Below are 23438 nucleotides of genomic sequence, written 5' to 3'. Positions count from 1 at the left end.
CTCAGGAAACGGCGATGATCACTGCTGTCGGGGAGGAAAGACGTCATGAAGGTCGTGCGCGAGCGATCGAAGAAGTGGATGCGCCCCATTCTGGCCATGGGGCTCGGCCTGACCGCAGTCGTGGCCGCCACGCCGGCCCAGGCCGCGGCCTTCTATCCGTGCTCCTACCCCTACGTCTGCCTGTACACCAGCAACCACAGCGCGTGGGCGGAGCGGTATCAGGTGGTGACGTCCGGCTTCCAGTCGTTCAGCCGCCGGGACATCACCGAGGTTCGCAACATGCGCCATGACGACGTCGCTTTCATTCGCTACACCAACGGCTCGGTGCGCTGCGTGCCCGCCGGCCAGGGAGACGACTGGGTGTTCCAGGCCGACACCGGCGGCACTCCCAACGGAATCCGCATCGACTCGTCGGCAAGCTGCGGCAGCACACCTCAGGTCTACACCTCCTGGCTGCTCTGAGGTCAGCGTCTCCTCCCGCAGATCGAGCCCCCGCATCGCCGCGACACCTGCGTCGGCTCGGGCTTCCTGGACAACCCCGACACCTGATGCAACGTCCGCCCCGGGCGCTTGTCGGCACACGGCAACAGGGTGGGCCGGAGTGCCGATCGAAGACGGGGTCGCTCCGGTGCGGACCGAAGGCGAATCGACGCCCCGCCGGCAGGCGAGTCTCGTTTCGCCTGCCGCACAAGAACAACAGCTCACGTCATGACGACAGAAAAGGGGAGGAACCTTGTCAAGGGAACGAACGAGGCTTCGAAGGGTGGCCCGACCGCTGCTTGGTGCGGTGGTCGCCGTCGGGATCGTCCTGGTCTCGGCGCTACCGGCTCAGGCCGCCAACCTCGGCTACGCGATCTTCCGAGGGCACTACATCAACAAGGGCGACTATCTCACCAGGACGGTCGACCCGACGGTCGGTACCGGCTACAGCGTGCAGCTCATCATGCAGCCCGACGGCAACCTGGTGTTGAAGCGGACGACCGGAAAGGTCTGCTGGGCGGCGGGCACGAATCCCTCGGGTCACCACGCCGTCTATCAGCAGGACGGGAACTTCGTCGTCGTCAACTCCAGCGGCCGGGCACTGTGGGCGAGCAACACGGTCGGCAGCATCAGCGCGACCGGGTCAACGGTGGCCGTCGAGAACACCGGAAGTTTCTTCGTCGGGAAGAAACTGATCTTCTACAGGTGCTGATCCGGCCCTCGGGTGATCCGCGCCGTCGGAGACGGTGTCGCTGGTCTGAATGACGGGCCGCATGCGACCGGCAGGTCGCATGCGGCCCGTCGGGCGGGCGCCGCGCCGCGCCGCGACGACGCCGCTGCCACGAACCTCTCAGGGCGTCACGGCGTCCTCGGCCGGCGGCGGGTGACGGCTGTCGGCCGGATCGAACGACAGCAGCTCGGACAGCCGGCCACGCATCTCGTCGAGACGGCGATCGCCCAGGGGTTCGAGAATGGTGACGGCCTCGCCCAGGGCGGCGACCGCGGCGGGGATGTCCCGGCGCTCTGCGGCGACATCCGAGCATCCGTGCAGCGCCCAGGCCTCCCGCAGCCGATCGCCGGTGCTCCGGGCGAGCCGGACAGCGGTGTCGTAGTGGCGTCCGGCCCTGTCGACATCGCCGCGAAGGAGATGCAGCCGACCCAGATTGGTGTGGACGCTCGCTGCCAACCAGTCCCGATCGGTGGACCGCTCGGCAGCCGTCAGGGCCGCCGTGTAGGCGTCGAAGGCATCCTGCTGACGGTCGGCCCGCCGATGCAGGTAGCCCAGATTCAGTTCCGCCTTGAAGATCAGGTCGGGGTCGTCCAGCAGAGCTCCGAGCTGCCGTGCCCGCAGCAGCGGCGGGAGCGCGTCGTCGAGCGCGCCACTGTCGGCCAGCATCGCGCCCAGGCTCGCTTCGACGTCGGCCCTGCCGGCATCGTCACCGCTGCGTCCGAAGAGCGCACCGGCACGCTCGTACGCGGCGCGGGCCTCGGCGCGGTGCAGCAGGAAGCTGTGTGCCACGCCGAGACTGCCGTACAGCGTCGCCTCGCCCGTGGTGCTGCCGGCCAGGGCGGCGGACCGGACGCCCTGCTCGGTGACGGCGATCCAGGTGTCCCGGGATGCCCGGCGTTGCAGCCAGCCGCGCATGTCGGCGGCGAGGGGCCAGACGAGATCGGGATGCGTCCGGCCGAACCGGGCGATCAACCCGGCGATCGTGTCCGCCTCCTTGTCGACCCACCTGACGGCTGCGGCGGTGTCGGGCAGATCGGGCAGGAAGACGTGCCGCGGGTCGGGGATCGTGCGATCGCCCGCTCCGCCCGCCGCCGGCCGGATGCGACGCTGTGCATCGCCCAGGGCCTGCCCGTACCAGCGCAGCAGTTGCCGCTCAGCGGATGCACGATCGGCCGACGGGTCTTCGAAGTGCCCCTGCTCCCGAGCGAAGATGCGGGTCAGCTGGTGGATGCTGATCCGGTTGTCCGCTTCGACGGCGACGAGATTGGCCGTGGCGAGCCGGCCGATCAGATCGGTCAGGACGGCGCCGGAGGAGATGCCGGCCAGTGCGGCCACGGCTCCGGGCGGGATGGCGTGGGCATCCGACAGTCCGAGACGGCGCAGCAGCTGACGTTCCGCTGCGGCCAGCCGCCGATAGGACAGGGCGATGGTGGCGCGTACGTTCACATCGCCGTCGCTGGTGGTGAGCCGGGCGAGTCGGGTGCGCTCGTCCTGCAGCGCGACGACGAGGGCGCCCGGCCGGGCGCCCAGCCGCAGGTGGGCTCCCACGATCCGGATCGCCAACGGCAGGCCGTGGCACAGCGCCACCAGGGTACGGATGTCGCCGGTCACGGGCCCGGACGTCCCGGCGATCGCCTGGAGCAGGCGGGTGGCCGGCTCGACCGGCAGCGGTGTGAGCACCAGCGGGTGTGCGCCGTCGCGGGCGACGAGTCCGTCAAGCCGGTTCCGGCTGATGATCACCAGTGCGCTGTCACCGCTGCCGGGCAGGAACGGCCTGGCCTGCTCGGCGCTGCTCACGTTGTCGAGAACCATCAGCACCGTGCGGCCGGACAGCAGTGAGCGCAGCCGCGCCGCGCGCGCCTCTGCCTGCGGTGGCACGTCGTCGGGAGCGACGCCGAGATCGACGAGGGCCCTCGCGACCGCCACCGTCGCCGGAACGTCGTTGTCGAGATCGAGGTAGAGCTGCCCGCCGGGGAAGCTCTCCCGGTGCCGGTGGGCCCAGCGCGTGACCAGAGCCGTCTTCCCCATGCCGCCGGAACCCGTGACCACCATCGAACCGCTGATCCGCCTTCCGGACCGGGGTGTCCCGATCACGGCGTCGAGAGCTGCGAGCTCGTCCTGGCGCCCGACGAAGGTGCTCGGCGGGGCGGGCAGCTGCGCCGGCGGGACCACGACAGAGGCGGCAGAAGGTACGACCGCCGGCGCGGCCTCGCGCAGGATCGCGGCGTACAGCTGCTGCAGGCGCGTCCCCGGGTCCGCACCGAGCTCGTCGACGAGGATGCGCCTGGTCCGCTCGTAGACGGCCAGCGCCTCCGCCCGGCGGTCGCTGCGTACGAGCGCCAGCATCAGTTGCGCCTGGAGACGTTCGCGCAGCGGGTTCTGCCCTGCCACGGCCGACAGCTCCGCGCACAGCTCGCGGTGCAGCCCGAGGCTGAGTTCGATGTCGACGCAGCTCTCGTAGGCGGTCATCCGCTGCTCGGCCAGGTGGTCGGCCGCCGCCCTCACGAGATCGATGTCGGCGGTGCCCTGGTAGGCCTCCGCGCCTCGCCACAGTCGCAGCGCCGCACGGTAGTGCTCGCGCGCCTCGGGGAGCCGGCCTCGCGCCTCGTCGCGCGCCGCGGCGTCGACCAGCGCGCTGAACTCGTCGGTGTCGAGCCGGTGGCCGTCCAGCACGACCCGGTAGCCACCGGTCGCTCGGAGGATCGTCTCGGTGCCGAGCCTGCGCCGCAGGTGGTGGACGAGGACCCGCAGTGCCCCGTGCCGGGTGTCGCTCGGGTCGTGACCCCACAGGGCTGTCATCAACGTGCTGTCGGCGACCGTCCGGCCGCCGGCAGCAAGGAGGCAGGCCAGCACCAGCTCGTGTTGACGTCTGCCGGGCGGAACCACTGATCCGGTCGCGTCGACGACCCGGGGTGGCCCCAGGACTTCGAACCGCATGATCCCTCCCGCGATCGTGACCGGTGGCCGTGTTCCTCACTGCTGAACGCGGACGCTCCAGGTCACCGACGGTGGTGCGGTGACGGCCAGGGTGAGCGTGCGTGGACTTCGGAGATTGACCTGATTGCGGGTGGCGGAGGTCTCCGATCCGCACGGGATGTCGAACTGGTCCAGCGGCTGGAACGCGACCTGGATGGCGGTGTCCGTCGGCGCGGAACACGTCACGTTGATCCAGACCGGAGCGTCGGCCCGCACACCCGCCCTGCCCACGACGCGGGCCCCCTGGGCAGGCGGCTGGTACAGCAGCGTCCGTGTCCCGGGCAGTTCCTCGGCCGTGGCGCTGGGCGGGGAGGCCGCCGGTGCGGCGACAACGGGGTGTGGCGTGCGGTCGGGTGGTGGGGCGGTGGTTCCGGTGCACGCGGTGAGCGCCGGGAGGGTGGCGGAAAGGGCAAGGCCGGCAAGGGCGGCAGCAATTCGCATGGCAGGGTCCTGGAGGAGTACGGCATGGCCCGCGCCCGGCGTGAACGCGGGCCATGCGGCCGAATTAGTTCGTCTCCCAGTAACGCCAGCCCTCGGCGTTGGTCGGCACCTTGGCCGTGCCCGAGGACTTGAGCGTGGTGGAGCACGACGAGGCGGTGTAGTAGTACCGCCAGCCGACGTTGTAACCCCAGGAGCCGTACTGCGCGTTGCCGTACTTGCCGGCGGTGATGTTGCGGGTGTACGTGTGGCCCACCGTGATTGAGTTGCTCTGCGCGATCGACGCGCTGACCTCGACCTTGGCCTCCGCGACGATGCCGGACACCGTGGCGCCGGCGCTGACGGACGCGGTCGCCGTGATCGTGGTCGCCTTGGTGACGCTGACGGTCATGGTGCCGCCGGGGCCGTCCTTGAAGTAGGCGCCCGAGGCGGGCATGTGGTAGCTGCTGCTGGACGTGATGTCGTAGAAGTACTCGGGCGGGCAGGCCAACGTGCTGTTCCCGCTGGCCAGCGCCGGAGCCGTGAGCGCCACGCTGCCGATCACTCCGGACAGGGCGGCCGCCGCCCAGCGCGAAACACCTCTGCGCATTTCTCCTCCTCGATTCGTCGGGGGTGCCGCCGAACAGAACCAGGCCGTGGTCGATCGTCAGAAGAGCCGGCGCCGGATCTGCGGAAGTGCGTACGGGCGACGCAAGCCCATCGCCGTCGGGTCGGCCTGCGTGGGGCGGGCGGCCGGGACTGCACAAAGGCGCAAGATCACGTCACGGTTCGGTCACGAAGCCGTTATGGGATCGTCGTAGGTGATTGGTTGCCCCGTATGGCACCCCCGCTCGCCGCCACCGCACCCCAGGCGCACCCGGCCAGTCCGAACCACGTGGCGCCGTCACTGACCCGGTACGGCTTCACGCCGTCGGCCGACCTCGTCTTCCGGTCGTTGACCGCCTACGGCCCGCAGACCGGCGGGCGGCTCGCGCGGGACCTCGGCATGCCGGTGACGGTGGTCCTCGGCTGCCTGGCCGAACTCCGCGACGGCGGCCTGGTCTGCGAGCCGGCCGGTCCGCGTGGATCGAGCGGGACGTGGCGGGCTGTGCCGCTGGCCCGGGCCATGGCGGCGGTCGCCCACCGCCGCCGGCCCGGTGCCGACGCGAGCCGCCGGCCGTCGGCCCACGCGATGGAGCTGAGCAACGCCCTTGTCGAGCTGGGTGGCGGCGTCAACCACCTGACCACCCGAGACGCCGCGCGGCGCCGTCTGGCCGCCCTCGTGGGCATGGCCCGCCGGGAGCACCTGGCCATGAATCCGGAATCCACGTTCGACGAGTCCGCCAAGACGGCCGCCGGTTCGATGGACCGGATGCTGCGGGATCGCGGTGTCGCCGTACGGATGATCGGGGTCCAACCGCGTGACGTCGACCTGCTGGTTCCGTACGGGGGCGTGGACGCCGGCGGCTCCGGGGCCAGCTACCGGGAAAGTCCCGGCGTGCCGCTCAAGCTGATCGTCGTGGACCGGGCGGTGGCGCTGTTCCCCGTCGACCCGGGCAACTATGAACGCGGTTACCTGGAGATACACCACGCCCCGGTGGTGGAGTCGCTGGTTGCGACCTTCGAACGGCACTGGCAGTCGTCCGCGCCCAGCGCCGCGACCGGCCTGTTCCTCACCGATCGCGAGGCGGCCCTCGTCAACCTGCTGGCCCGTGGCCACACCGAAGCCCGGGCCGCGCGGGAGCTGCGGATCAGCGAACGTTCCGTCTCCGGCGCCCTGCGCGCTCTCATGGACCGGCTCAAGGTGCACAACCGGTTCCAACTCGGCCTGCTGCTCGGATCCGCCGGAGTCTTCGGCCCACCGCCGCGTCACGACCGACCCCCGGCCGGCTAGCCGCCCGCCGGTCACCCTCACCGAGCGCGCCCTGCGCGGTCGGCCAGTTCTCCCCACCCGCGTGCCCTCGGAGAGGATGTCGAATGGCCCTGCGTCACCATCTGCGAATCGGGACGACCGCTGTGCTCGCCGCCGCGCTCGCCCTCAGCCTGCCCCAGCAGGCCACCGCCACGAGCGGGACGTGGGGCGGCACGGACCAGATCCCGACCTCACCGTGCGCAACCGGCAAGGTCGAGTCCATCGACGCGGCCGGGACCCTGCACGGGTGGGTCGACCCCTGCGCCACCACGCCCGCCGGGGCGGCGTACGCGATCCTCTACTACCCGAGCGGGCAGCTCAGCGGCGGCGCCCTCTACCGGTACGGGCCGACCGGCACGGCCGAGCCCTTCGCCGAGCCGGTCCCGGTGCCGGCCGACGACGGCGAGTACAGCGCCTACTGCCTGGGCATCAGCCCCGGCTTCATGATGCCCGGCTCGCTCTACCGCTGCCTGCTCGTCACGCGCAGCGGCGGGCAGTTGGTGAGCCGGCCACTCAGCTACAAGGACCCGATCCTGGTGACGGACGGCGGAGACGGCCCGGGCAACTGCGCCACCTGCCTCCGGCCGCCGCCGAACTGAGCCGGGCCCGGTTCCGTCCCGTCATCACCGCACAGACCCAGGAGGCTCCGGTGTCACAGCTCCCGCTCTCACCGCGCGAGGCAGCCCTGATCGACCTGCTGGCACAGGGGCACACCGACGCCACCGCGGCCCAGGAGCTCGGCATCAGCAAACGGTCGGTGTCCAACATGATGCGCTCGCTCATGGACCGGCTGGAGGTGGACAACCGGTTCCAGTTGGGCGCAGCCCTCGGCGCTCTGAACATCGTCACCGCTCCCGACGCCCGTCGCGACTCCTGACGCGCGGTTCTGCCGATCCGCGGGGATTCGACCGTGGCGAGGCGGCGCCGTCGGCCCGGAGAGGTGCCCGCGTGCGGCTACTGCGCGACTCGCCGATTCGCGGCGCGTTCGTGCAGGAGCCGCATCTCCTCGTCCAGGGGAGCGACCGGGCCGACGACCGTGAGAGCCGGCGCGACGGTGGTGACGGGTAGCGCGGCCACGGGCCCGGCCGGCAGGCCCCACCCCGCTCGCCAGGTGGCGAGCTGCGAGCTCGATGCGGCGTAGACGATGCGGCCAAGTCCCACCCAGGCGTGGGCGGCCGCGCACATCGGGCAGTGCTCGCCCGAGGTGTAGACGGTGGTGGCGGCCCGCTCGGCCGGTGGCAGATGTCCGGCCGCCCACTGCGCCAGGGCGAGCTCGGGATGCGCCGTCGGGTCCGCCGAGGAGGTCTCCCGGTTGCGGGCCTCCGCCAGCACGTCTCCGTCCGGGCCGACCAGGACCGACCCGAACGGGTCGTCGCCGGCCGCCAGAGCCTCTGCGGCGAGCGCTACGCACCGCTGCAGATGAGTGAGGTCCTGTTCGTCTGTCGTCATGGCCGGCTCCCCGTTCGAAGGTGCAGTCATCGCCAGCCTCGCAGACGGACGGACTCAGGCGTGCAGGGTGGGCCGGTAGAGAAGACGTCGAAGGTGTGGGTGGCGGTCAGGACGCTCTCCCGGTGCGTGTGAGTTCGGAGCGGTGGCGACGGGTCAGGCGGCCAGGCGGCGCGCGACAGCGGGGATCACGATCACGGCCGCGACCAGGTGGGTGAGCATCAGCAGCGCCTTGGTGGCCGTCCCGGCGTCGACGATCACGTCCGGCACCAGCGACAGGACGGTCAGCACCACCGTCGTGCGGACGAACGTGCGCCGCGGACGCCGGGCGAAGCGGGACAGCAGCGCGGCGATGACCACGCCGGTCAGCGAGAAGACAGCGGTCAGCACGCCGAACCCCGTGACCGGGATCGGGGCGCCGCCCACCTCGAGGCTGATCCCTGCCGCGTGACCTGCGGCGGCGACGGCCATGGTGGCGGCGCTCGCGGCGACCGCGGCGACGACACCGGTCCGGACCAGCGCACCGATGGTCGAAGTGGTGGCGCGGGTCGTGTTCACGGTCGTGGTCATCGTGCCCTCCAGAGGGTGTGGTGGACCGGCTCGGTGCCGGGCTCTCACCAGAGCGACGAACAGGACCGACCCCAATCGACAGGCACGCCCAGATTTTTTTTCGAAAACACGATTCGTCGGTGACGCTCCCGGCTTCGCCGGTCCGCGCGGCACGACCGCGTGGTTGATCATTGAGGGGTGCTGAACCCTGCCGCGCCGGCGGCCGACCCCGGTGCGTACTCGTTGGCCCTTCCGCCGCTGTTCGCCGCGCTGGCTCCGGCGCGGAGCATCCTCATCGCCGGAGCGGGCGGGGGGTTCGATGTCTACGCCGGCCTGCCCTTGGCGTTCGCGCTGTCGCGCGGCGGCGCACGGGTGCACCTGGCCAGCCTGTCCTTCTCCGAGCTCGAGCTGATCGACCGGGACGCGTGGCTGGCGGAGCATGTCGCGGCGGTGCAGCCGGACACCGGCAGCCCGGACTGGTACTTCCCCGAACGGACGCTCGCCCGGTGGCTGGCGGCTCAGGAACTGCCGTCGACCGTGTACGCCTTTCCGCCGCTCGGTGTCCAGCCGTTACGGGCGGCGTACCGGCACCTGGTCGAACACCTCGACATCGATGCGGTGGTGCTGGTCGACGGCGGCACCGACGTCCTGCTGCGCGGCGACGAGAGCGATCTCGGCACCCCGGTGGAGGACATCACCAGCCTGGCCGCCGTGGCCGCGTTGGACGTACCGGTCAAACTGGTGACCAGTCTCGGCTTCGGCATCGATGCCTACGACGGCGTCAACCACGTCCAGGTGCTGGAGAACCTCGCCGCACTCGACCGCGAGGGTGGCTACCTCGGCGCCCTGTCCATCCCCAGCTCCAGCCGGGAAGCGGCGCTGTACCGCGATGCTGTCGCCGACGCCCAGGCCGCCACTCCGGACCGGCCGAGCATCGTCCAAGGTCAGATCGCCGCCGCCACCAGCGGCGCGTTCGGAGACGTCCGGTTCACCCGGCGCACCGGCGGCGGTGACCTGTTCGTCAACCCGCTGATGGCGATCTACTTCACCGTCGACCTCGACAAACTCGCCGCCCGATGCCTCTACCTCGACCGCATCGAGAACACCGTCGGCCGGCGACAGGTGATCACCCGCATCCAAGCCTTCCGCGACGAACTCCTCAACGCCCGCATCCCCCGGGCGTTTCCCCACTGAACGCCCGGCCGGCGGCACCTTGAGGCACCCGCTCGTGGTGCAGGACGGTCGGTGGTGGGCGACGTTCGGCGGCCCGGCATCGCGAGGGATCGGCAGGTCCACCCCGTCCGAAGGCGAAGCGAGTTAACGATTTCCCGGCCCTGCCGACTCTCTCCGGCCGCGCCGGCACCCGCCCTCATCAGGCGATACGGCGGCATGCCCGTACGCACGCCCGGACCTGGCAGCGAAAGGCGTCGACTGATCGCTCTTGATTCGGAAATCGATTGCTGGAACAGTGACGCCCATGAAGGTTGCGGCCGTCCTGGGCGTCGACATCGGCACATCGAGCAGCAAGGCCGTCCTCGTCGACGCCGACGGCCGGGTCCTCCGCTCGGCGACCCGCGCGCACGAGGTGAGCCGCCCGCGACCGGGCTGGGTGGAGATGGACGCCGACGTCTGGTGGCAGGAGTTCGTCGCGCTGAGCCGTGAACTCCTCGCACCCGGCGACGCCGACGTCGTCGCCGTCGGGGTGAGCGGCATGGGCCCGTGTGTGCTGCTCACGGACGCCGCGAACGCCCCGCTGCGCCCCGCCGTCCTCTACGGCGTCGACACCCGCTCGACCCGCCAGATCGAGCGCCTCACCGAGCGGTTCGGTGCGGAGGAGATCCTCCGCCGGTGCGGCTCGGCACTGTCCAGCCAGGCGGCGGGCGCCAAGGTGGCCTGGGTGGCCGACAACGAGCCGGAGCTCTTCGCCCGGGCCCGGCGGCTCTTCATGCCCAGTTCGTGGCTCGCGTGGAAGCTCACCGACCGGTACGTGCTCGACCAGCACTCCGCGAGCCAGTGCACACCGCTCTACGACACCGGGGTCCAGGACTGGTACGCGCCGTGGGCCACGGAGATCGCACCCGATCTGGTCCTGCCGCCGCTGCGCTGGCCCGAGGAGGTGGCCGGGACGGTGACGTCGCGCGCGGCGGCGGAGGCCGGCCTGCCGGCGGGCGTCCCGGTCGTCACGGGCACCATCGACGCCTGGTCGGAGGCGATCAGCGTGGGCGCCCAGGGCGTCGGCGACCTGATGCTGATGTACGGCACGACGATGTTCCTCGTCCACACGGTCACGGCCCCCCTGACGAATCCCTCGCTGTGGGGCACCGTCGGCGCCCTGCCCGGAACGCGGAACCTCGCCGGCGGCCTGGCCACCTCGGGCGCGATCACGGCCTGGCTGCGCGAGCTGTTCGGCGCACCGGACTACCCCGAGCTGCTCCGGCTGGCCGAGGCATCCGGCCCGGGCGCGAACGGGCTGCTCATGCTCCCGTACTTCGCGGGCGAGCGCACGCCCATCCTGGATCCCCGGGCCCGTGGCGTCGTCGCCGGCCTCACCGTCTCGCACACCCGCGGTGACCTGTACCGCGCCGCTCTCGAGGCGACCGCTCTCGGCGTCCGGCACAACATCGAGACGATCGAGGCGAGCGGTGGCGACATCCGGCGGGTCGTGGCGGTCGGCGGCGGCACCCAGGGCGGGCTGTGGACCCAGATCGTCTCGGACGTCACCGGGCGTGCCCAGGTCATCCCGTCGCAGACCATCGGCGCGAGCTACGGAGCGGCGTTCCTCGCCGCGCGGACCGGGTGGCCCGTCTCGATCGAGGCGTGGAACCCCGTCAAGGAGATCCGGCAACCCCGGGCCGAGCTGGCCGCCGACTACGACGAGCTCTACGGGCTGTACCGGGAGCTGTACACGAGTTCCAAGCGGGTCGCGCACGCGCTCGCTGCACGTCAGGACCGTCTTTTGGCCGCCGGCCCGCCGGCGGCCAGCGACACCCCACGCACCGAAGGAGTCGCCCCATGACCCGTTACCCGCTGCCCGTGCTGGCCGAGCCGCCCGCCGCGGCGCCCGGCACCGTCTACACGGTGGCCAGTGGCGATCTCCGGCCCCGCGCGAACGTCACGTGCTGGCCCACGCAGCAGCAGCTGGAGGCCGACCTCGCGGCCGCGGTCAACGCGCTCGGCTGGAAGGTCGAGCGTGGCCACGCCGTCGACCCGGACAAGGGCCACGGTTTCATCGACAGCCAGCGGGCCGGCATCGAGGTCTTCAAGCGCCTGCCGGTCGACGCGCCGCTCATCGTGGTCGAGGCGGTCTGGCAGTACAGCCACCACGTGCTGGCCGGGCTGCGCAGCCACCGGGGGCCGATCCTGATCGTCGCCAACTGGAGCGGCGAGTTCCCGGGCCTGGTCGGCCTGCTCAACCTCACCGCGAGCCTCACCAAGGCGGGCGTACGGCACTCCGCGCTGTGGAGCCGGGACTTCACCGACGACTGGGCGGTCAACGGGCTGCGCACCTGGTTGGAGACCGGCGAGCTGCGCCACGACACCGGTCACGTCCGCGATCTGCCCGCCCTGCCCGACGACGCGGAGGTCGAGCTCGGCCGTGCCCTGGCCGTGCAACTGGCCCGGGAGAAGGCCGTCATCGGCGTCTTCGACGAGGGCTGCATGGGCATGTACAACGCGATCTTCGACGACGAGCTGATCAACCCGCTGGGCATCTACAAGGAGCGGCTGTCGCAGAGCGCGCTGGTCGCCGAGATGGCCCGGGTCCCCGACGAGGAGGCCCATGCGGTCCGGCGCTGGCTGGACGAGGCGGGCATGACCTTCCACACCGGCACCGACGAGGCGACCGAGCTCACCGACGCCCAGCTGACCAGCCAGTTCAAGATGTACATCGCCGCCCTGCGCATCGCGGACGACTTCGGCCTCGACGCGGTCGGCATCCAGTACCAGCAGGGGCTGAAGGACACCGTCCCGGCCAGCGATCTGGCCGAGGGGCTGCTCAACAACGTCCAGCGGCCACCGGTACGCAGCCGCGACGGCAGCCGCGAACTCTACGCGGGCGCGCCGTTGCCGCACTTCAACGAGGTCGACGAGGGGGTGGCCGTCGACTCGTTGGTCACCAACCGCATCTGGACCGCCATGGGCCTCGACCCGGCCACCACCCTGCACGACATCCGGTGGGGGGAGACCTACGGCGACGACTTCGTCTGGGTGTTCGAGATCTCCGGCTCGGTGCCCGCGTCCCACAACGGGGGGTACGACAAGTCGTACAGCATGCGGCAGCCGCCGATGTTCTTCCCGCTCGGCGGCGGCACGCTGAGCGGGGTCTCCAAGCCGGGCGAGATCGTGTGGTCCCGGGTGTTCATCATGGACGGCGGCCTGCACGTCGACCTCGGTCGCGCCACCGTCGTCGAGCTTCCCGAGGAGGAGACCCGGCGCCGGCTGGAGGCCACGAACCCGCAGTGGCCGATCATGCACGCCGTGCTGCACGGGGTCGGCCGCGACCAGCTGATGGCCCGCCACAAGGCCAACCACGTGAACGTCGCCTACGCGCCCGACGCGGAGACCGCCGACCGGGCACTGCGGGTGAAGGCCGCGCTGTTCGCCGAACTCGGCGTCCAGGTGCACCTCTGCGGCGACGTCAACCTCTGAGCACCCGCCTGGGACCCGGCCGGCCGTGGGGGCCGGCCGGGCCCCGGGCCGGAGTGCGGCCCTCGTGCCGGCGACCGGTCAGCCCGGTCGGGTGGAGCTGTCGCGCACCTGGAGCCCGGTGCTGAGCGTGACGGTCGACGGCAGCCGCGACGGGTTGGCGATCCGTTCGGTGAGCAGCCCGGCGGCGGCGCGTCCGAGGTCGTACGTCGGCTGGGAGACGGTGCTCAGCGACGGCCGGACCAGGTGCGCCCACGGGATGTCGTCGAATCCGACGACCCCGACCTCGTCCGGCACCCGGATGCCGCGGTCGACGAGGCATTCGACGGCGCCCACGGTCATCAGGTTGTTCGTGGCGAAGACGCTGTCGGGCGGGTTGTCGCTGTCGAGCAGCGAGGCCATGGCCCGGTAACCGCCCTCCTCGCGGAAGTCCGCGTACCGCACGAGGGCGTCGGTCACCTCGCGCCCGCGCTCCCGCAGCGCGCGCTGGTAGCCCCGGAGCCGCTGGGCGGCCGTGGAGATCCGGCGGGGACCGGTGATGCAGGCGACCCGCTGGTAGCCGTTGTCGAGCAGGTGCGTGGTCGCCAGCCCCGCCCCGTGCACGTTGTCGACGAGCACCGTGTCGATGGTGACGCCGCGCAGCTGACGGTCGATCGCCACGACCGGGATGCGGGCCTCGAGGAGCTGGTTGATCACCGTCGAGCGGCCCGACGTGGAGATGATGACGCCGGCCATCCGTTCGGCGAGGACCGCCGCGATGTACCGGGACTCCTTCTCCGGGTCCTCGTCGGTGTTGCACAGGACCACGGAGTAGCCGGCGCTCTGCGCGACGTCCTCGACCCCACGCACCATCGAGGTGAAGAACGGGTTGCCGATGTCGGAGATGATGACCGCCCAGAGGCTGGTCTGGCTCAGGCGCAGGTTGCGGGCGACCGCGTTGGGACGGTAGTCGAGGTCCTGCATCGCCTGATGCACGCGCGCGGCCATGACTGGATCGACGGTGGTGCGGCCGTTGAGCACCCGCGAAACCGTCGCGGGCGAGACCTGAGCCTGCCGTGCCACGTCGTAGATCGTCGCCATTCGCCTCCATCCGGTGGATTCCTACGATGACAGGCCTGACAACGTGCGGCCCGCTTTCCGCACCCTCGCGGGGTGCGGGGACTGGCATCTTACGGGCGGAAAGTGACGGAACAGTCACGGACCTCCGGGCCGGCTGCCTCGTGAACGGGAAATCGTTTGCTCGGTTCTGTTCGAGGACCATAGGAGTGGCGGGTGGGGCTGTCAACGTCGAACGGCCGCCGACCTCGTCGTCAACATTCAAGGATTGACCGCCGTGCGACGGCTGCCTAACCTGATCGCAGTTGCAGCGAGAAATCGATTCCTTGTCGCCGTACCTCACGATCCGCCCCACCCACCGATGTGGAAAGGCGATTCATGACACCCACCACCCGCGTACGACGTACCTTGCCCCGACGGCTGCTCGGTGCCGCCGCTGTGGCCACGCTCATCGCCGGCTCGGCCGTCGTCGGTCTCACCGGACCGGCCTCGGCCTCCACCGGATCGACCCCGAACGGCCCCGTCGGCTGGGACGTCTACCGCCGGCTCGACCGGCTCCCGGAGCTCACCGACGGATCCCGGGCCTACCAGTTCTCCAGCTTCGACCGCAGCGGCGGCAACGACGACGGCTTCTCCGGCCGGTACTCGTGCCTGCGCACCAGCGCCGAGGGCTGCGTCATCGCCGAGGCCACCGGCGCCGGCGAGATCGACTCCATCTGGTTCACCCGCGACGAGGGCAACGTCTCCGCCACGGGCACCATCAAGGTCGTCCTCGACGGGAAGACCGTGCTCGACGCCAAGCTCCAGGACGTCGTGGACGGGAAGCTCGGCGCTCCCTTCGTCTACCCGGTGGTCGCCAACGCGGCGCAGAGCTCCGGCGGCGTCTACATCAAGGCACCGATGACCTACCGCAGCTCGATGCGGGTCACCACCGAGAAGAACCCGATCTTCTACCACGTCTCCTACCGGAAGTTCACCACCCCGGAGGGCGTCGGCACGTTCGACCCCGCCGACCGGGCCGAGGACGTCATCGCGCAGCTCACGGCCGCCGGCACCCGCGACCCCAAGCCCGCCCAGCCGGGCGCCGCGACGGCCGAGCGCACCTTCGCCGTCCCCGCGGGCGGTCGGACGACCCTCGCCGGCGGCGTGGGCCCCGGCGCGGTCACCGCACTCCAGCTGACGATCCCGCAGCTCGTCGGCGCGCCCGAGCCGATCGCCGACGACGGCCGCGCCTTCGGCCCCGGCGGCGGCAGCGAGTTCACCGTCGCCGTCGACCCGGCCAACACCGGCGTACGGCTCACCCGCCGGCTCGACCCGCACATCGGGCACCAGCGGGCGCGGATCCTGGTCGACGGCGCACCGGTCGCCGAGTGGCCGGCCAACGACCCGGTGCCGTTCGGCACCTGGCGGGACCAGGCCGTCGAGCTGCCGGCGAGCGCCACGGCCGGCAGGACGAAGCTGACCATCCGCAACGAGTTCGTCTCGTCCGGCCTCGACGTCAACGAGTTCACGTACTGGGTCGACAGCCTCGTCTCCGGCGCCGCGAAGCGCACCGACACGGTCGACCTGGGCCCGGCGCACACCGACGTCGAGGCGGCGCACGGCTACCGGATCACCGCGCAGACCTGGCAGGGCAGCAACACCCTGTCCTACCCGGCCGACGACGAGCGCAGGGCGGCCGTCGCCGCGTCCGACGCGGTGCTGCGCGACACCCGGCTGCGTATCTCGTTCGACGGCAGGACCACGGTGGACGCCCCGCTCGGCGAGTTCTTCGGCACCGGCCTCGGGCTGCACCCCGTCCGGTCCCTGATGTTCGGCGTCGACCCGGCGACGGCGACCCTGTCGGCCTGGTGGCCGATGCCCTACCGGTCGCGCTGGTCGATCGAGCTGCGCAACGGTTCCGACGTGGCGATCAAACCCTCGGTGGCCACGGTGACCACGGCCCGCTCCGCCCAGTGGGCGGCGGCACTGCGGCCGACCGGCGACACCGGCTACTTCCGGGCGACCGCGACCAGCGCCGACACCACACCGGGCGCGGACCACCTCTTCCTCGACGTCGCGGGACGGGGGAAGTTCGTGGGGGTCACCCACACCATGGAGGGGCACATCCCCGCCGGCAACCAGCGCAACTACCTGGAGGGCGACGAGCGCGTCTACGTGGACGGCGCGCAGAGCCCGAGCATCCACGGCACCGGCACGGAGGACTTCTACGAGAGCGGCTGGTACTTCAACCACGGCACGTTCTCCGCGCCCACGAACGGCAACCCGGCCCACGAGGTCGCCGACTACGGCTGCCAGTACGACTGCACGGGGGCGTACCGGCTCACGCTCGCGGAGTCGGTGGCGTTCTCGACCGGACTGCGGTTCGGCATCGAGCACGGCCCGGGCGACCAGGACCCGGCCCGGTACGGCTCCACCGCGTACTGGTACGGCCAGGACACCCTGGGGCAGCGCTGGACGGACACGGTCGACGTGGGCGACGCCGCCAGCGAGGCGGCCCACCGGTACGCCTCCGGCGGTGACCGGACGGTGCTCACGGCGACCTTCGAGGGCGACGACGGCGCGCCCCGACCGGCGACCGACGACGTCCGTGCCTCCACCGACCCCATCCGGTTCCGGGTGGCCCTCGACGAGGACAACGCGGGCGCGGTCCTGCGCCGGGTCGGCGACCAGTCGGCCGGGTACCAGTCGGTGGCGGTCCAGGTCGACGGGCGTGACGCCGGAACCTGGTCGCAGCCGCTGGCCAACGCGTCGCACCGGTGGCTGGAGGACGAGTACCGGCTCCCGGCCGCGCTCACCCGGGGCAGGGACGCGGTGACCGTCACCCTGACGCCGACCGCCGGCACACCGGCCTGGTCCGCGGCCCGGTACGCGGCGCTCAGCCTGGTCACCCCGTTCACCGACCACCAGCGGCCAGGGGCGGTCAGCGGGCTCACCGCCACCAGCGGCACGACCAACGCCGTGACGGTGGCCTGGCAGCCGGCCCGGGACGACGTCTACGCCCCCCGGTACGAGGTGTTCGCCTCCCGCCAGGCCGGCTTCACGCCGGGGCCGGGCAACCGGGTCGGCACCACGATCCGCCCGAGCTTCGAGCACACGGGTCTGGGGCTGCGCGAGACCTGGTACTACCGGGTGCGCGCGGTGGACGCGGCCGGCAACGCGGGGCCGTACTCGGCGACGGCCTCGGCCAGCACCGGCGACACGCTGCGGATCGAGGGCGAATCGCTCCTGCCGGCGGTCAGCGCCGACGCGCCGGTGGATCCCCAGGGCGACTGCTGCGGCATTCACTGGTCGCAGAGCGCGCAGCTCTGGTTCCACGCCAACGGGCCGAACCAGAGCGTCACCGTCAACTTCACCGTGCCCACCACCGGGACCTACGACCTGCGCCTCGTGCAGACGCTGGCGCGGGACTACGGCACCAACACGGTGGCGATCGACGGTGCCCGGATCGGGCCGGCCTTCGACGCGTACCACTCGCCGGAGGTGGTCGTGAGCGACCCGCTCGACTACGGCCGGCGGGAGCTGACGGCCGGCCGGCACACGCTCACGCTCACCGTGACCGGCAAGGCCGCCGCGTCGGTCGGTTACCTCGCCGGGCTCGACTACGTCGAGGCACGGCTGGTCTCGTGACCGACCGGAGCCGCCGGGTCGACCCGGGCCCGGCGGCTCCGGCCCGACCCGCAGCAGACCCGCGACGACCACGAGGTGCCGCATGACAGACAGCCCGCTGGTCCGGATGACCGGCATCGGCAAGCGGTTCGGCGGTGTGCACGCCTGCCGCGACATCGACCTCACCGTCCGAGCGGGTGAGGTGCACGCGCTGCTCGGCGAGAACGGCGCCGGCAAGTCAACGCTGATCAACATTCTCTCCGGCGTGATCACCGAGTACGACGGCGCCATCGAGGTCTCGGGGCGACCCGTGAGCTTCGGCGGCCCGGCCGGCGCGCAACGCGCCGGCATCGCCACGATCCACCAGGAGCTCGACCTGGTGGCCGGGCTCTCCATCGCGGAGAACATGTTCCTCGGGCGCGAGCCGCGCACCCGGGTGGGCACCGTCGACATCCGCCGGATGCGCCGGCAGGCCACGGACCACCTGCGTACGCTCGGCGCCGACCTCGACCCACGGCGGCTCGTCGGGTCGCTGCGCGTCGGCGAGCAGCAACTGGTCGAGATCGGCCGGGCGCTGTCGCTGGACGCGCGGGTGCTGATCATGGATGAGCCGACCGCCGCACTGGCGGACGCCGAGGTCGAACGCCTCTTCGCGACGATCGCGGAGCTGCGCCGGGCGGGCGTCGGCATCGTCTACATCTCGCACCGGATGGCGGAGATCGAGGTCGTCGCCGACCGGGTCACCGTGCTGCGCAACGGCGGCGTCGCGGGCAGCGTCGACCCGAAGACCGCCTCCCGCGACGACATCATCCAGCTGATGGTCGGCCGGTCGGTCGACGCGCTCTTCGGAGAGGGGCGCAACGAGCCCGGGGACGTGCTGCTCGACGTCCGTGGGCTCGCCGTGACGCCCCGCCGGCCGACACCGGGGCGCACCGAGCCGGCCGGTGTCGACCTCTCGGTGCGCGCCGGCGAGATCGTCGGTCTCGCCGGGCTGATGGGCGCGGGCCGTACCGAACTGCTCGAGACCCTCTTCGGTGCCGGGGGCTCCGGCCGCCGCGCCGGCCAGGTGACGATCGACGGCCGCCCGTACCGCCCGCACGGCCCACGGACGGCCCTGGCGCGCGGGGTGGCGTTCGTCCCCGAGGACCGGCGTGGCGCCGGGCTGATGCTCGAACACTCGGTGACCGACAACGTCGTGCTCTCCGCGTTGTCGTCCATGACGACCCTCGGCCTGGTACGCCGGCAGGCGGTGAGGCGGACGGTGGCCGGAGAGCTCCGGGCCCTGGCGGTGAAGGCGGCCTCGCCCGCGGTCGCCACGGCCACGCTCTCCGGCGGCAACCAGCAGAAGGTCGTGTTCGCCAAGCAACTGCTGACGCGACCGCGGCTGCTGCTGCTCGACGAGCCGACCAGAGGCGTCGACATCGGGGCCAAGGCCGAGATCTACCGGCTGCTGCACCAGCTCGCCGACAACGGCATAGCGATCCTGCTCGCCTCGTCCGAACTGCCGGAGCTGCTCAGCCTCTGTGACCGGGTGGTCGTCCTGCACCGCGGTCGCACCGTGGCCGCGCTTCCCCGCGCGTCCGCCACCCAACAAGCAATCCTCGCCGCGGCCAACGGGGACGATGCCAAGGAGGCCCGATGAACCCGCCCAGCCCCACCGTCGTCGCCGAAGCGCCGCCCGAGACACCGCCCCGTCGCCGGCCGATCCGGCTGCCGCGGGACCGGCACGCGATCGTCGACAGCTTCTTCCGGTTCCAGAGCCTGTTCGGCCTTGTCGCTGTCTTCGTCATCGCGATCGCCGTGTCACCCGTCCGCAACGGCGAGAACGTCTTCCTCAGTTCCGGGAACCTGGCCAACATCGTCCGGGCGGTCTCGGAGATCGGCATCATCGCGGTCGGAATGACGTTCGTGATCCTCATCGGCGGGATCGACCTCTCCGTCGGGGCGGTGCTCGGGCTCGCCGCGGTCGGGTCGGCCACCCTGATGGTCGACAGCGGCATGGGCGTGCTGCCGACGGTCCTGATCGTGCTGTTCATCGGCGCCGCCTTCGGCGCCACCCAGGGTGCGATCGTCGCCCGGCTCGGCATCCAGTCGTTCATCGTCACCCTCGCCGGCCTCCAGGCGGCCCGCGGCATCGCCCGGATGTGGTCCGGCGGTCTGGGCATCCCCATCGCCTACGGCGACGGGCCGCAGGAGGCACCGGAGTCGTTCTCGGTGCTGAGCGGATCGATCAACGGGATCCTCCCGGTGCCGGCGCTGCTGTTCCTCGCCATCGGCGTCGGCGCGCTGCTGGTGCTGCGCAGCACGGCCTTCGCCCGGCACGTGTACGCCATCGGCGGCAACGAGAAGGCCGCCCGGCTGTCCGGGGTGCCGGTCCGCCGCGTCCGCGTCACCGTGTTCGCGATCGCCGGCCTGCTCGCCGCGCTGGCCGGGATCATCCACGCCGGGCAGCTCAACCAGGGCAGCCCGAACGACGGCGCCGGCTACGAGCTGGACGCCATCGCGGCCGTGGTCATCGGCGGGACGAGCCTCGCCGGTGGCAGTGGATCGATGGGCGGCACCATCGCCGGTGCCCTGCTGCTCGGGATCCTCAACAACATCCTCGCGCTCAACAACATCGACGCGAACGTGCAGCTGGTCGTCAAGGGCCTGGTCATCGTGGCTGCCGCCGCACTGCAGAAGCTCCGTCCTCGCATCGCCTGACCCCACCACCCCATGGAGGAAACCATGCGTTACGCCCGAAGAGCCGCCACGATCCTGGCGCTGGCCGCGCTCGTCGCCACCTCGGCCTGCAGCGTCGAGGACGATCCCGGCAGCAGCTCCGACGCCTCGGCGAAGTGCGGCAGCGGCAAGGACTTCCTGATCGGCATGTCCCAGGCCAACAACGCCGAGCCGTACCGGCAGGTCATGAACGACGACGTGACCAACGCCGCGAAGTCCGTGCCCGGCTTCAAGGTGGTCGTCTCGGACGCGGCCCAGGACAACAGCAAGCAGGTGGCCGACGTGGAGAACTTCCTCTCCCAGGGCATCAACCTGCTGATCATCTCGCCGAACGAGGCGAAGCCGCTGACCGCGGTGGTCAAGAAGGCGTACGACCAGGGGATCCCGGTCATCGTGCTGGACCGCAAGGTCGAGGGTGACGCCTACACGGCCTTCATCGGTGGCGACAACGTCGCGATCGGAAAGGCGGCGGGGGAGTACTACGCGAAGACGCTGCTGCCGCAGGGTGGCAAGGTCGTGGAGATCTCCGGCCTGCCCGGCTCGACCCCGGCCGCCGAGCGTGCCCAGGGCTTCCGGGAGGGCATCGCGAGCAACCCGAAGATCGAGATCGTGGCGAGCCAGACCGCCGAGTGGCTGCGGGAGAAGGGGCAGAGCGTCATGGACGCGATGCTCAAGGCCAACCCGGACATCGACGCGGTCTACTCGCACAACGACCCGATGGCGGAGGGCGCCTACCTGGCGGCGAAGGCGGCCGGCAAGGAGACGGCGATCAAGTTCACCGGGATCGACGCGCTGCCGGTCCCCTCGGGCGGCATCAAGGCCGTCGAGCAGGGCCGCCTCCAGGCGACGTTCCAGTACCCGACCGGCGGGCGTGAGGCGATCGACCTGGCCAAGAAGATCCTCGTCGACTGCGCCAAGGACGTCCCGAAGACGACCACCCTCGGCACCCAGCAGATCACCAAGGAGAACGCCGCGGAGGTCTACACCACGCTCGGCGGCAAGCAGTAGGGCCCAGGCGCTGGTCCGCCGCCGGAGACGGGCGGCGGACCGGCGCCGGTCGCGCGCCCGTCCGGCTCACCACCTCGCCACCCGTAGAGCTCTGGAGGTACGCATGCCCCGCCCACCGTCCCGCGTCGGTCGGCTGTCCGCGCTGCTCGCCCTCGCCCTGGGACTGATCGTGGCCCCGGCGCCGGCCCGGGCCGCCGACACCGCCGGGTTGACGAACCAGCCGTACGAGAACCGGTCCGTCCAGGTCACCGCCGGCGAGTTCGTGAACGTGTACGACCCCAGCGTCGGCGAGGACGAGCGCTGGTACTACAACGACCACACCATGGTGCGTGACCGCGCGACGGGCCTGTGGCACGTCTTCGCGATCACCCACGCCGAGCCGGCCGACCCGCTGGACGAGAAGTTCTTCGGGCACGCCACGGCGCCGTCACCCCGGGGCCCCTGGACGAAGCAGCCGTTCGCCCTGGCGGCCGACCCGGGCGCGGGGGAGACGCACATCTGGGCGCCGTACGTGCTGTTCCACGGCGGCACCTACTACATGTTCTACGCGGGGGGCACCGCCGACCACGAGGCGTACCGGATGCACCTCGCCACGTCCACGGACCTGACGACCTGGACGCGGCACCCGGGCAACCCGCTCTTCACCGACGGCTTCGACGGTCGGGACCCGATGGTGACCCGGGTCGGCAACCGGTGGGTCATGTACTACACCGCCAACAGCACCCCGGCCGGTGGCCACCACATCGTCGCCTACCGCACCAGCCCGGACCTCGTGCACTGGAGCGACCGGCGGACGGCCTTCGAGCACCCGGCCACCGGCACCTTCGGCGGGCCGACCGAGTCACCGTTCGTGGTGCACCGCGGCGGCTCGTGGTATCTCTTCGTCTGCTGTGAGAGCGGCTACCAGGACACCCGTGTGTACCGGAGCGAGGACCCGTTCCACTTCACCGTCGACCAGCTCGCCGGCCGGATCGAGGCGCACGCCGCCGAGGTGGTCAAGGACGACTCCGGCACCGGCCAGTGGTACGTCACGGGCGCCGGCTGGGGTCAGGGCGGGCTCTGGCTCGCGCCGCTGAACTGGCGCACGCCGGTGGTGACGAAGGGGAGGGTCGTCAGCACGCCCCACTACCGGGCCGTCGTGCAGACGGCGCCCGAGTCCCGGCTGGTCTCCTACGAGGCCGACCCGACCGGACAGGGCGCGTACCGGCCCGTGACGGACTCGTCGTTCCGATCCACGGCGCCCTACCTCGCGGTCGGCACCTTCGGGCCCACGGACACGGCGGGCGCCGCCCGGAACGTGACGGTGTCGCCCGACGGCGCGGACGTGCTCCTGGCCGGCATCCCGCTCGGCGACGAGCCGGTGACCGTCGACTGGCGCTTCCGGTTCGCGCCGACCACGGTGGACGTCGACCTCGCCTGGCACGTGACCGGCTCGACCAGCGCGCCGGTCTGGGAGGCCGCCTGGAACCTCGACTCCTCCCTGCCCCGGCTCGCGGACCCGGCCGGCGCCGATCGCGACGGGGACGCGGCGGGCTTCACCCGGTGGACGCTCGCGACGGACGACACGACCACGCTGGCGGTCGCGTACCGGGACGGGTCGGCCTGGAGCGAGGACAACCGGTGGTTCAACCGGCCGAGCGGCTCGATCGCCTGGCAGCCCCTGTGGCAGCCGGGTGGGCGGGCGCTGCCGATGGGTGACCTGCCGGGCGGGACCTGGCGCATCGGCGTGAGCGGGTCGCCGGCCGACACCGGGTTCGCCGAGGCCCTGGCGGCCTTGCTCAACGGAGCGGCGTAGCCTCCGGCACCGCGGTCCGGCCACGGCAGCAGGTGGCCGGACCGCGGGAGCCGGTCGTGGTCCGCGCCTGTCTCACCAGGGAATATGCAGCCGCA

The 23438-nt window shown here is 71.7% G+C and carries 19 protein-coding genes; 13 read left to right on the top strand and 6 right to left on the bottom strand.

Annotated features, from left to right (window positions below; translation table 11 throughout):
• The first annotated feature begins 45 nt into the window (after positions 1-45).
• A complete protein-coding gene (locus tag GA0070214_RS04960; RefSeq protein ID WP_091259409.1) occupies positions 46-462 on the top strand; it encodes a hypothetical protein in 417 nt (138 codons plus the stop codon).
• 301 nt (positions 463-763) lie between these two features.
• Positions 764-1192 carry a hypothetical protein gene (locus tag GA0070214_RS04955; protein WP_139141749.1) on the top strand — a complete coding sequence of 143 codons (429 nt, stop codon included), beginning with the start codon at positions 764-766 and terminating at the stop codon, positions 1190-1192.
• 138 nt (positions 1193-1330) lie between these two features.
• On the opposite strand, the gene GA0070214_RS04950 is transcribed toward GA0070214_RS04955, so the two are convergent.
• The 3 genes from GA0070214_RS04950 to GA0070214_RS04940 all read right to left on the bottom strand — a co-directional run bounded on the left by GA0070214_RS04950 (position 1331) and on the right by GA0070214_RS04940 (position 5213).
• Positions 1331-4147: an AfsR/SARP family transcriptional regulator gene (locus GA0070214_RS04950; protein WP_091259405.1), complete on the bottom strand. Its 2817-nt coding sequence runs from the start codon at positions 4145-4147 to the stop codon at positions 1331-1333.
• Between the two features lie 36 nt (positions 4148-4183).
• A complete protein-coding gene (locus GA0070214_RS04945) occupies positions 4184-4417 on the bottom strand; it encodes a hypothetical protein (protein ID WP_139141748.1) in 234 nt (77 codons plus the stop codon).
• A gap of 274 nt (positions 4418-4691) precedes the next feature.
• A complete protein-coding gene (locus GA0070214_RS04940) occupies positions 4692-5213 on the bottom strand; it encodes a hypothetical protein (RefSeq protein ID WP_139141747.1) in 522 nt (173 codons plus the stop codon).
• A 228-nt stretch (positions 5214-5441) separates the two neighbouring features.
• On the opposite strand from GA0070214_RS04940, the gene GA0070214_RS04935 reads away from it, so the two are divergent.
• The 3 genes from GA0070214_RS04935 to GA0070214_RS32245 all read left to right on the top strand — a co-directional run bounded on the left by GA0070214_RS04935 (position 5442) and on the right by GA0070214_RS32245 (position 7392).
• Entirely contained in the window at positions 5442-6497 is a 1056-nt protein-coding gene (locus GA0070214_RS04935) for a helix-turn-helix transcriptional regulator (RefSeq protein ID WP_091259399.1), read from the top strand.
• Between the two features lie 83 nt (positions 6498-6580).
• Positions 6581-7114, top strand: coding sequence for a hypothetical protein (locus GA0070214_RS32250; RefSeq protein WP_244167548.1), 534 nt, complete (start codon positions 6581-6583; stop codon positions 7112-7114).
• A gap of 50 nt (positions 7115-7164) precedes the next feature.
• On the top strand, positions 7165-7392 hold the full coding sequence (locus GA0070214_RS32245; RefSeq protein ID WP_091259396.1) for a helix-turn-helix domain-containing protein: 228 nt from the start codon (positions 7165-7167) through the stop codon (positions 7390-7392).
• Between the two features lie 77 nt (positions 7393-7469).
• Here GA0070214_RS32245 and GA0070214_RS04920 read toward each other — a convergent pair whose 3' ends face one another.
• Both GA0070214_RS04920 and GA0070214_RS04915 read right to left on the bottom strand, forming a co-directional pair.
• Positions 7470-7964 carry a nucleoside deaminase gene (locus GA0070214_RS04920; protein WP_091259395.1) on the bottom strand — a complete coding sequence of 165 codons (495 nt, stop codon included), beginning with the start codon at positions 7962-7964 and terminating at the stop codon, positions 7470-7472.
• 153 nt (positions 7965-8117) lie between these two features.
• Entirely contained in the window at positions 8118-8531 is a 414-nt protein-coding gene (locus GA0070214_RS04915) for a DUF6069 family protein (protein WP_091259393.1), read from the bottom strand.
• A 177-nt stretch (positions 8532-8708) separates the two neighbouring features.
• Between GA0070214_RS04915 and GA0070214_RS04910 the strand changes: the two genes are divergently transcribed.
• From GA0070214_RS04910 to GA0070214_RS04900, 3 genes are all read left to right on the top strand, one after another.
• Positions 8709-9704 carry a DUF1152 domain-containing protein gene (locus tag GA0070214_RS04910; RefSeq protein WP_244167547.1) on the top strand — a complete coding sequence of 332 codons (996 nt, stop codon included), beginning with the start codon at positions 8709-8711 and terminating at the stop codon, positions 9702-9704.
• Positions 9705-9987: 283 nt separating this feature from the next.
• A complete protein-coding gene (locus GA0070214_RS04905) occupies positions 9988-11526 on the top strand; it encodes an FGGY-family carbohydrate kinase (RefSeq protein ID WP_091259391.1) in 1539 nt (512 codons plus the stop codon).
• Complete coding sequence (locus GA0070214_RS04900) at positions 11523-13157, top strand: fucose isomerase (protein ID WP_091259389.1); 1635 nt, start codon at positions 11523-11525, stop codon at positions 13155-13157. Before GA0070214_RS04905 ends, GA0070214_RS04900 begins: the two co-directional genes overlap by 4 nt.
• 78 nt (positions 13158-13235) lie before the next feature.
• Here the strand turns inward: GA0070214_RS04900 and GA0070214_RS04895 are convergent, their stop codons facing one another.
• Complete coding sequence (locus tag GA0070214_RS04895; protein WP_091259387.1) at positions 13236-14234, bottom strand: LacI family DNA-binding transcriptional regulator; 999 nt, start codon at positions 14232-14234, stop codon at positions 13236-13238.
• 354 nt (positions 14235-14588) lie between these two features.
• Here GA0070214_RS04895 and GA0070214_RS04890 point away from each other — a divergent pair, with 354 nt between their 5' ends.
• The 5 genes from GA0070214_RS04890 to GA0070214_RS04870 all read left to right on the top strand — a co-directional run bounded on the left by GA0070214_RS04890 (position 14589) and on the right by GA0070214_RS04870 (position 23343).
• A complete protein-coding gene (locus GA0070214_RS04890) occupies positions 14589-17840 on the top strand; it encodes a DUF2961 domain-containing protein (protein ID WP_091259385.1) in 3252 nt (1083 codons plus the stop codon).
• 82 nt (positions 17841-17922) lie between these two features.
• Entirely contained in the window at positions 17923-19461 is a 1539-nt protein-coding gene (locus GA0070214_RS04885) for a sugar ABC transporter ATP-binding protein (RefSeq protein ID WP_091259383.1), read from the top strand.
• The gene (locus GA0070214_RS04880; RefSeq protein ID WP_091259381.1) at positions 19458-20522 is read left to right on the top strand and encodes an ABC transporter permease; all 1065 of its coding nucleotides are present in this window, start codon (positions 19458-19460) and stop codon (positions 20520-20522) included. The genes GA0070214_RS04885 and GA0070214_RS04880 overlap by 4 nt, the downstream gene beginning before the upstream one ends.
• Positions 20523-20546: 24 nt before the next feature.
• Positions 20547-21548: a substrate-binding domain-containing protein gene (locus tag GA0070214_RS04875; RefSeq protein WP_189195881.1), complete on the top strand. Its 1002-nt coding sequence runs from the start codon at positions 20547-20549 to the stop codon at positions 21546-21548.
• A gap of 103 nt (positions 21549-21651) precedes the next feature.
• On the top strand, positions 21652-23343 hold the full coding sequence (locus GA0070214_RS04870; RefSeq protein ID WP_091259377.1) for a family 43 glycosylhydrolase: 1692 nt from the start codon (positions 21652-21654) through the stop codon (positions 23341-23343).
• Positions 23344-23438: the final 95 nt, after the last annotated feature.

It is taken from the genome of Micromonospora chaiyaphumensis, assembly GCF_900091435.1.
Classification (GTDB): domain Bacteria; phylum Actinomycetota; class Actinomycetes; order Mycobacteriales; family Micromonosporaceae; genus Micromonospora; species Micromonospora chaiyaphumensis.
Note: the sequence above shows the minus strand (reverse complement) of the source record. Positions and strands in the feature narration are given on the sequence as shown.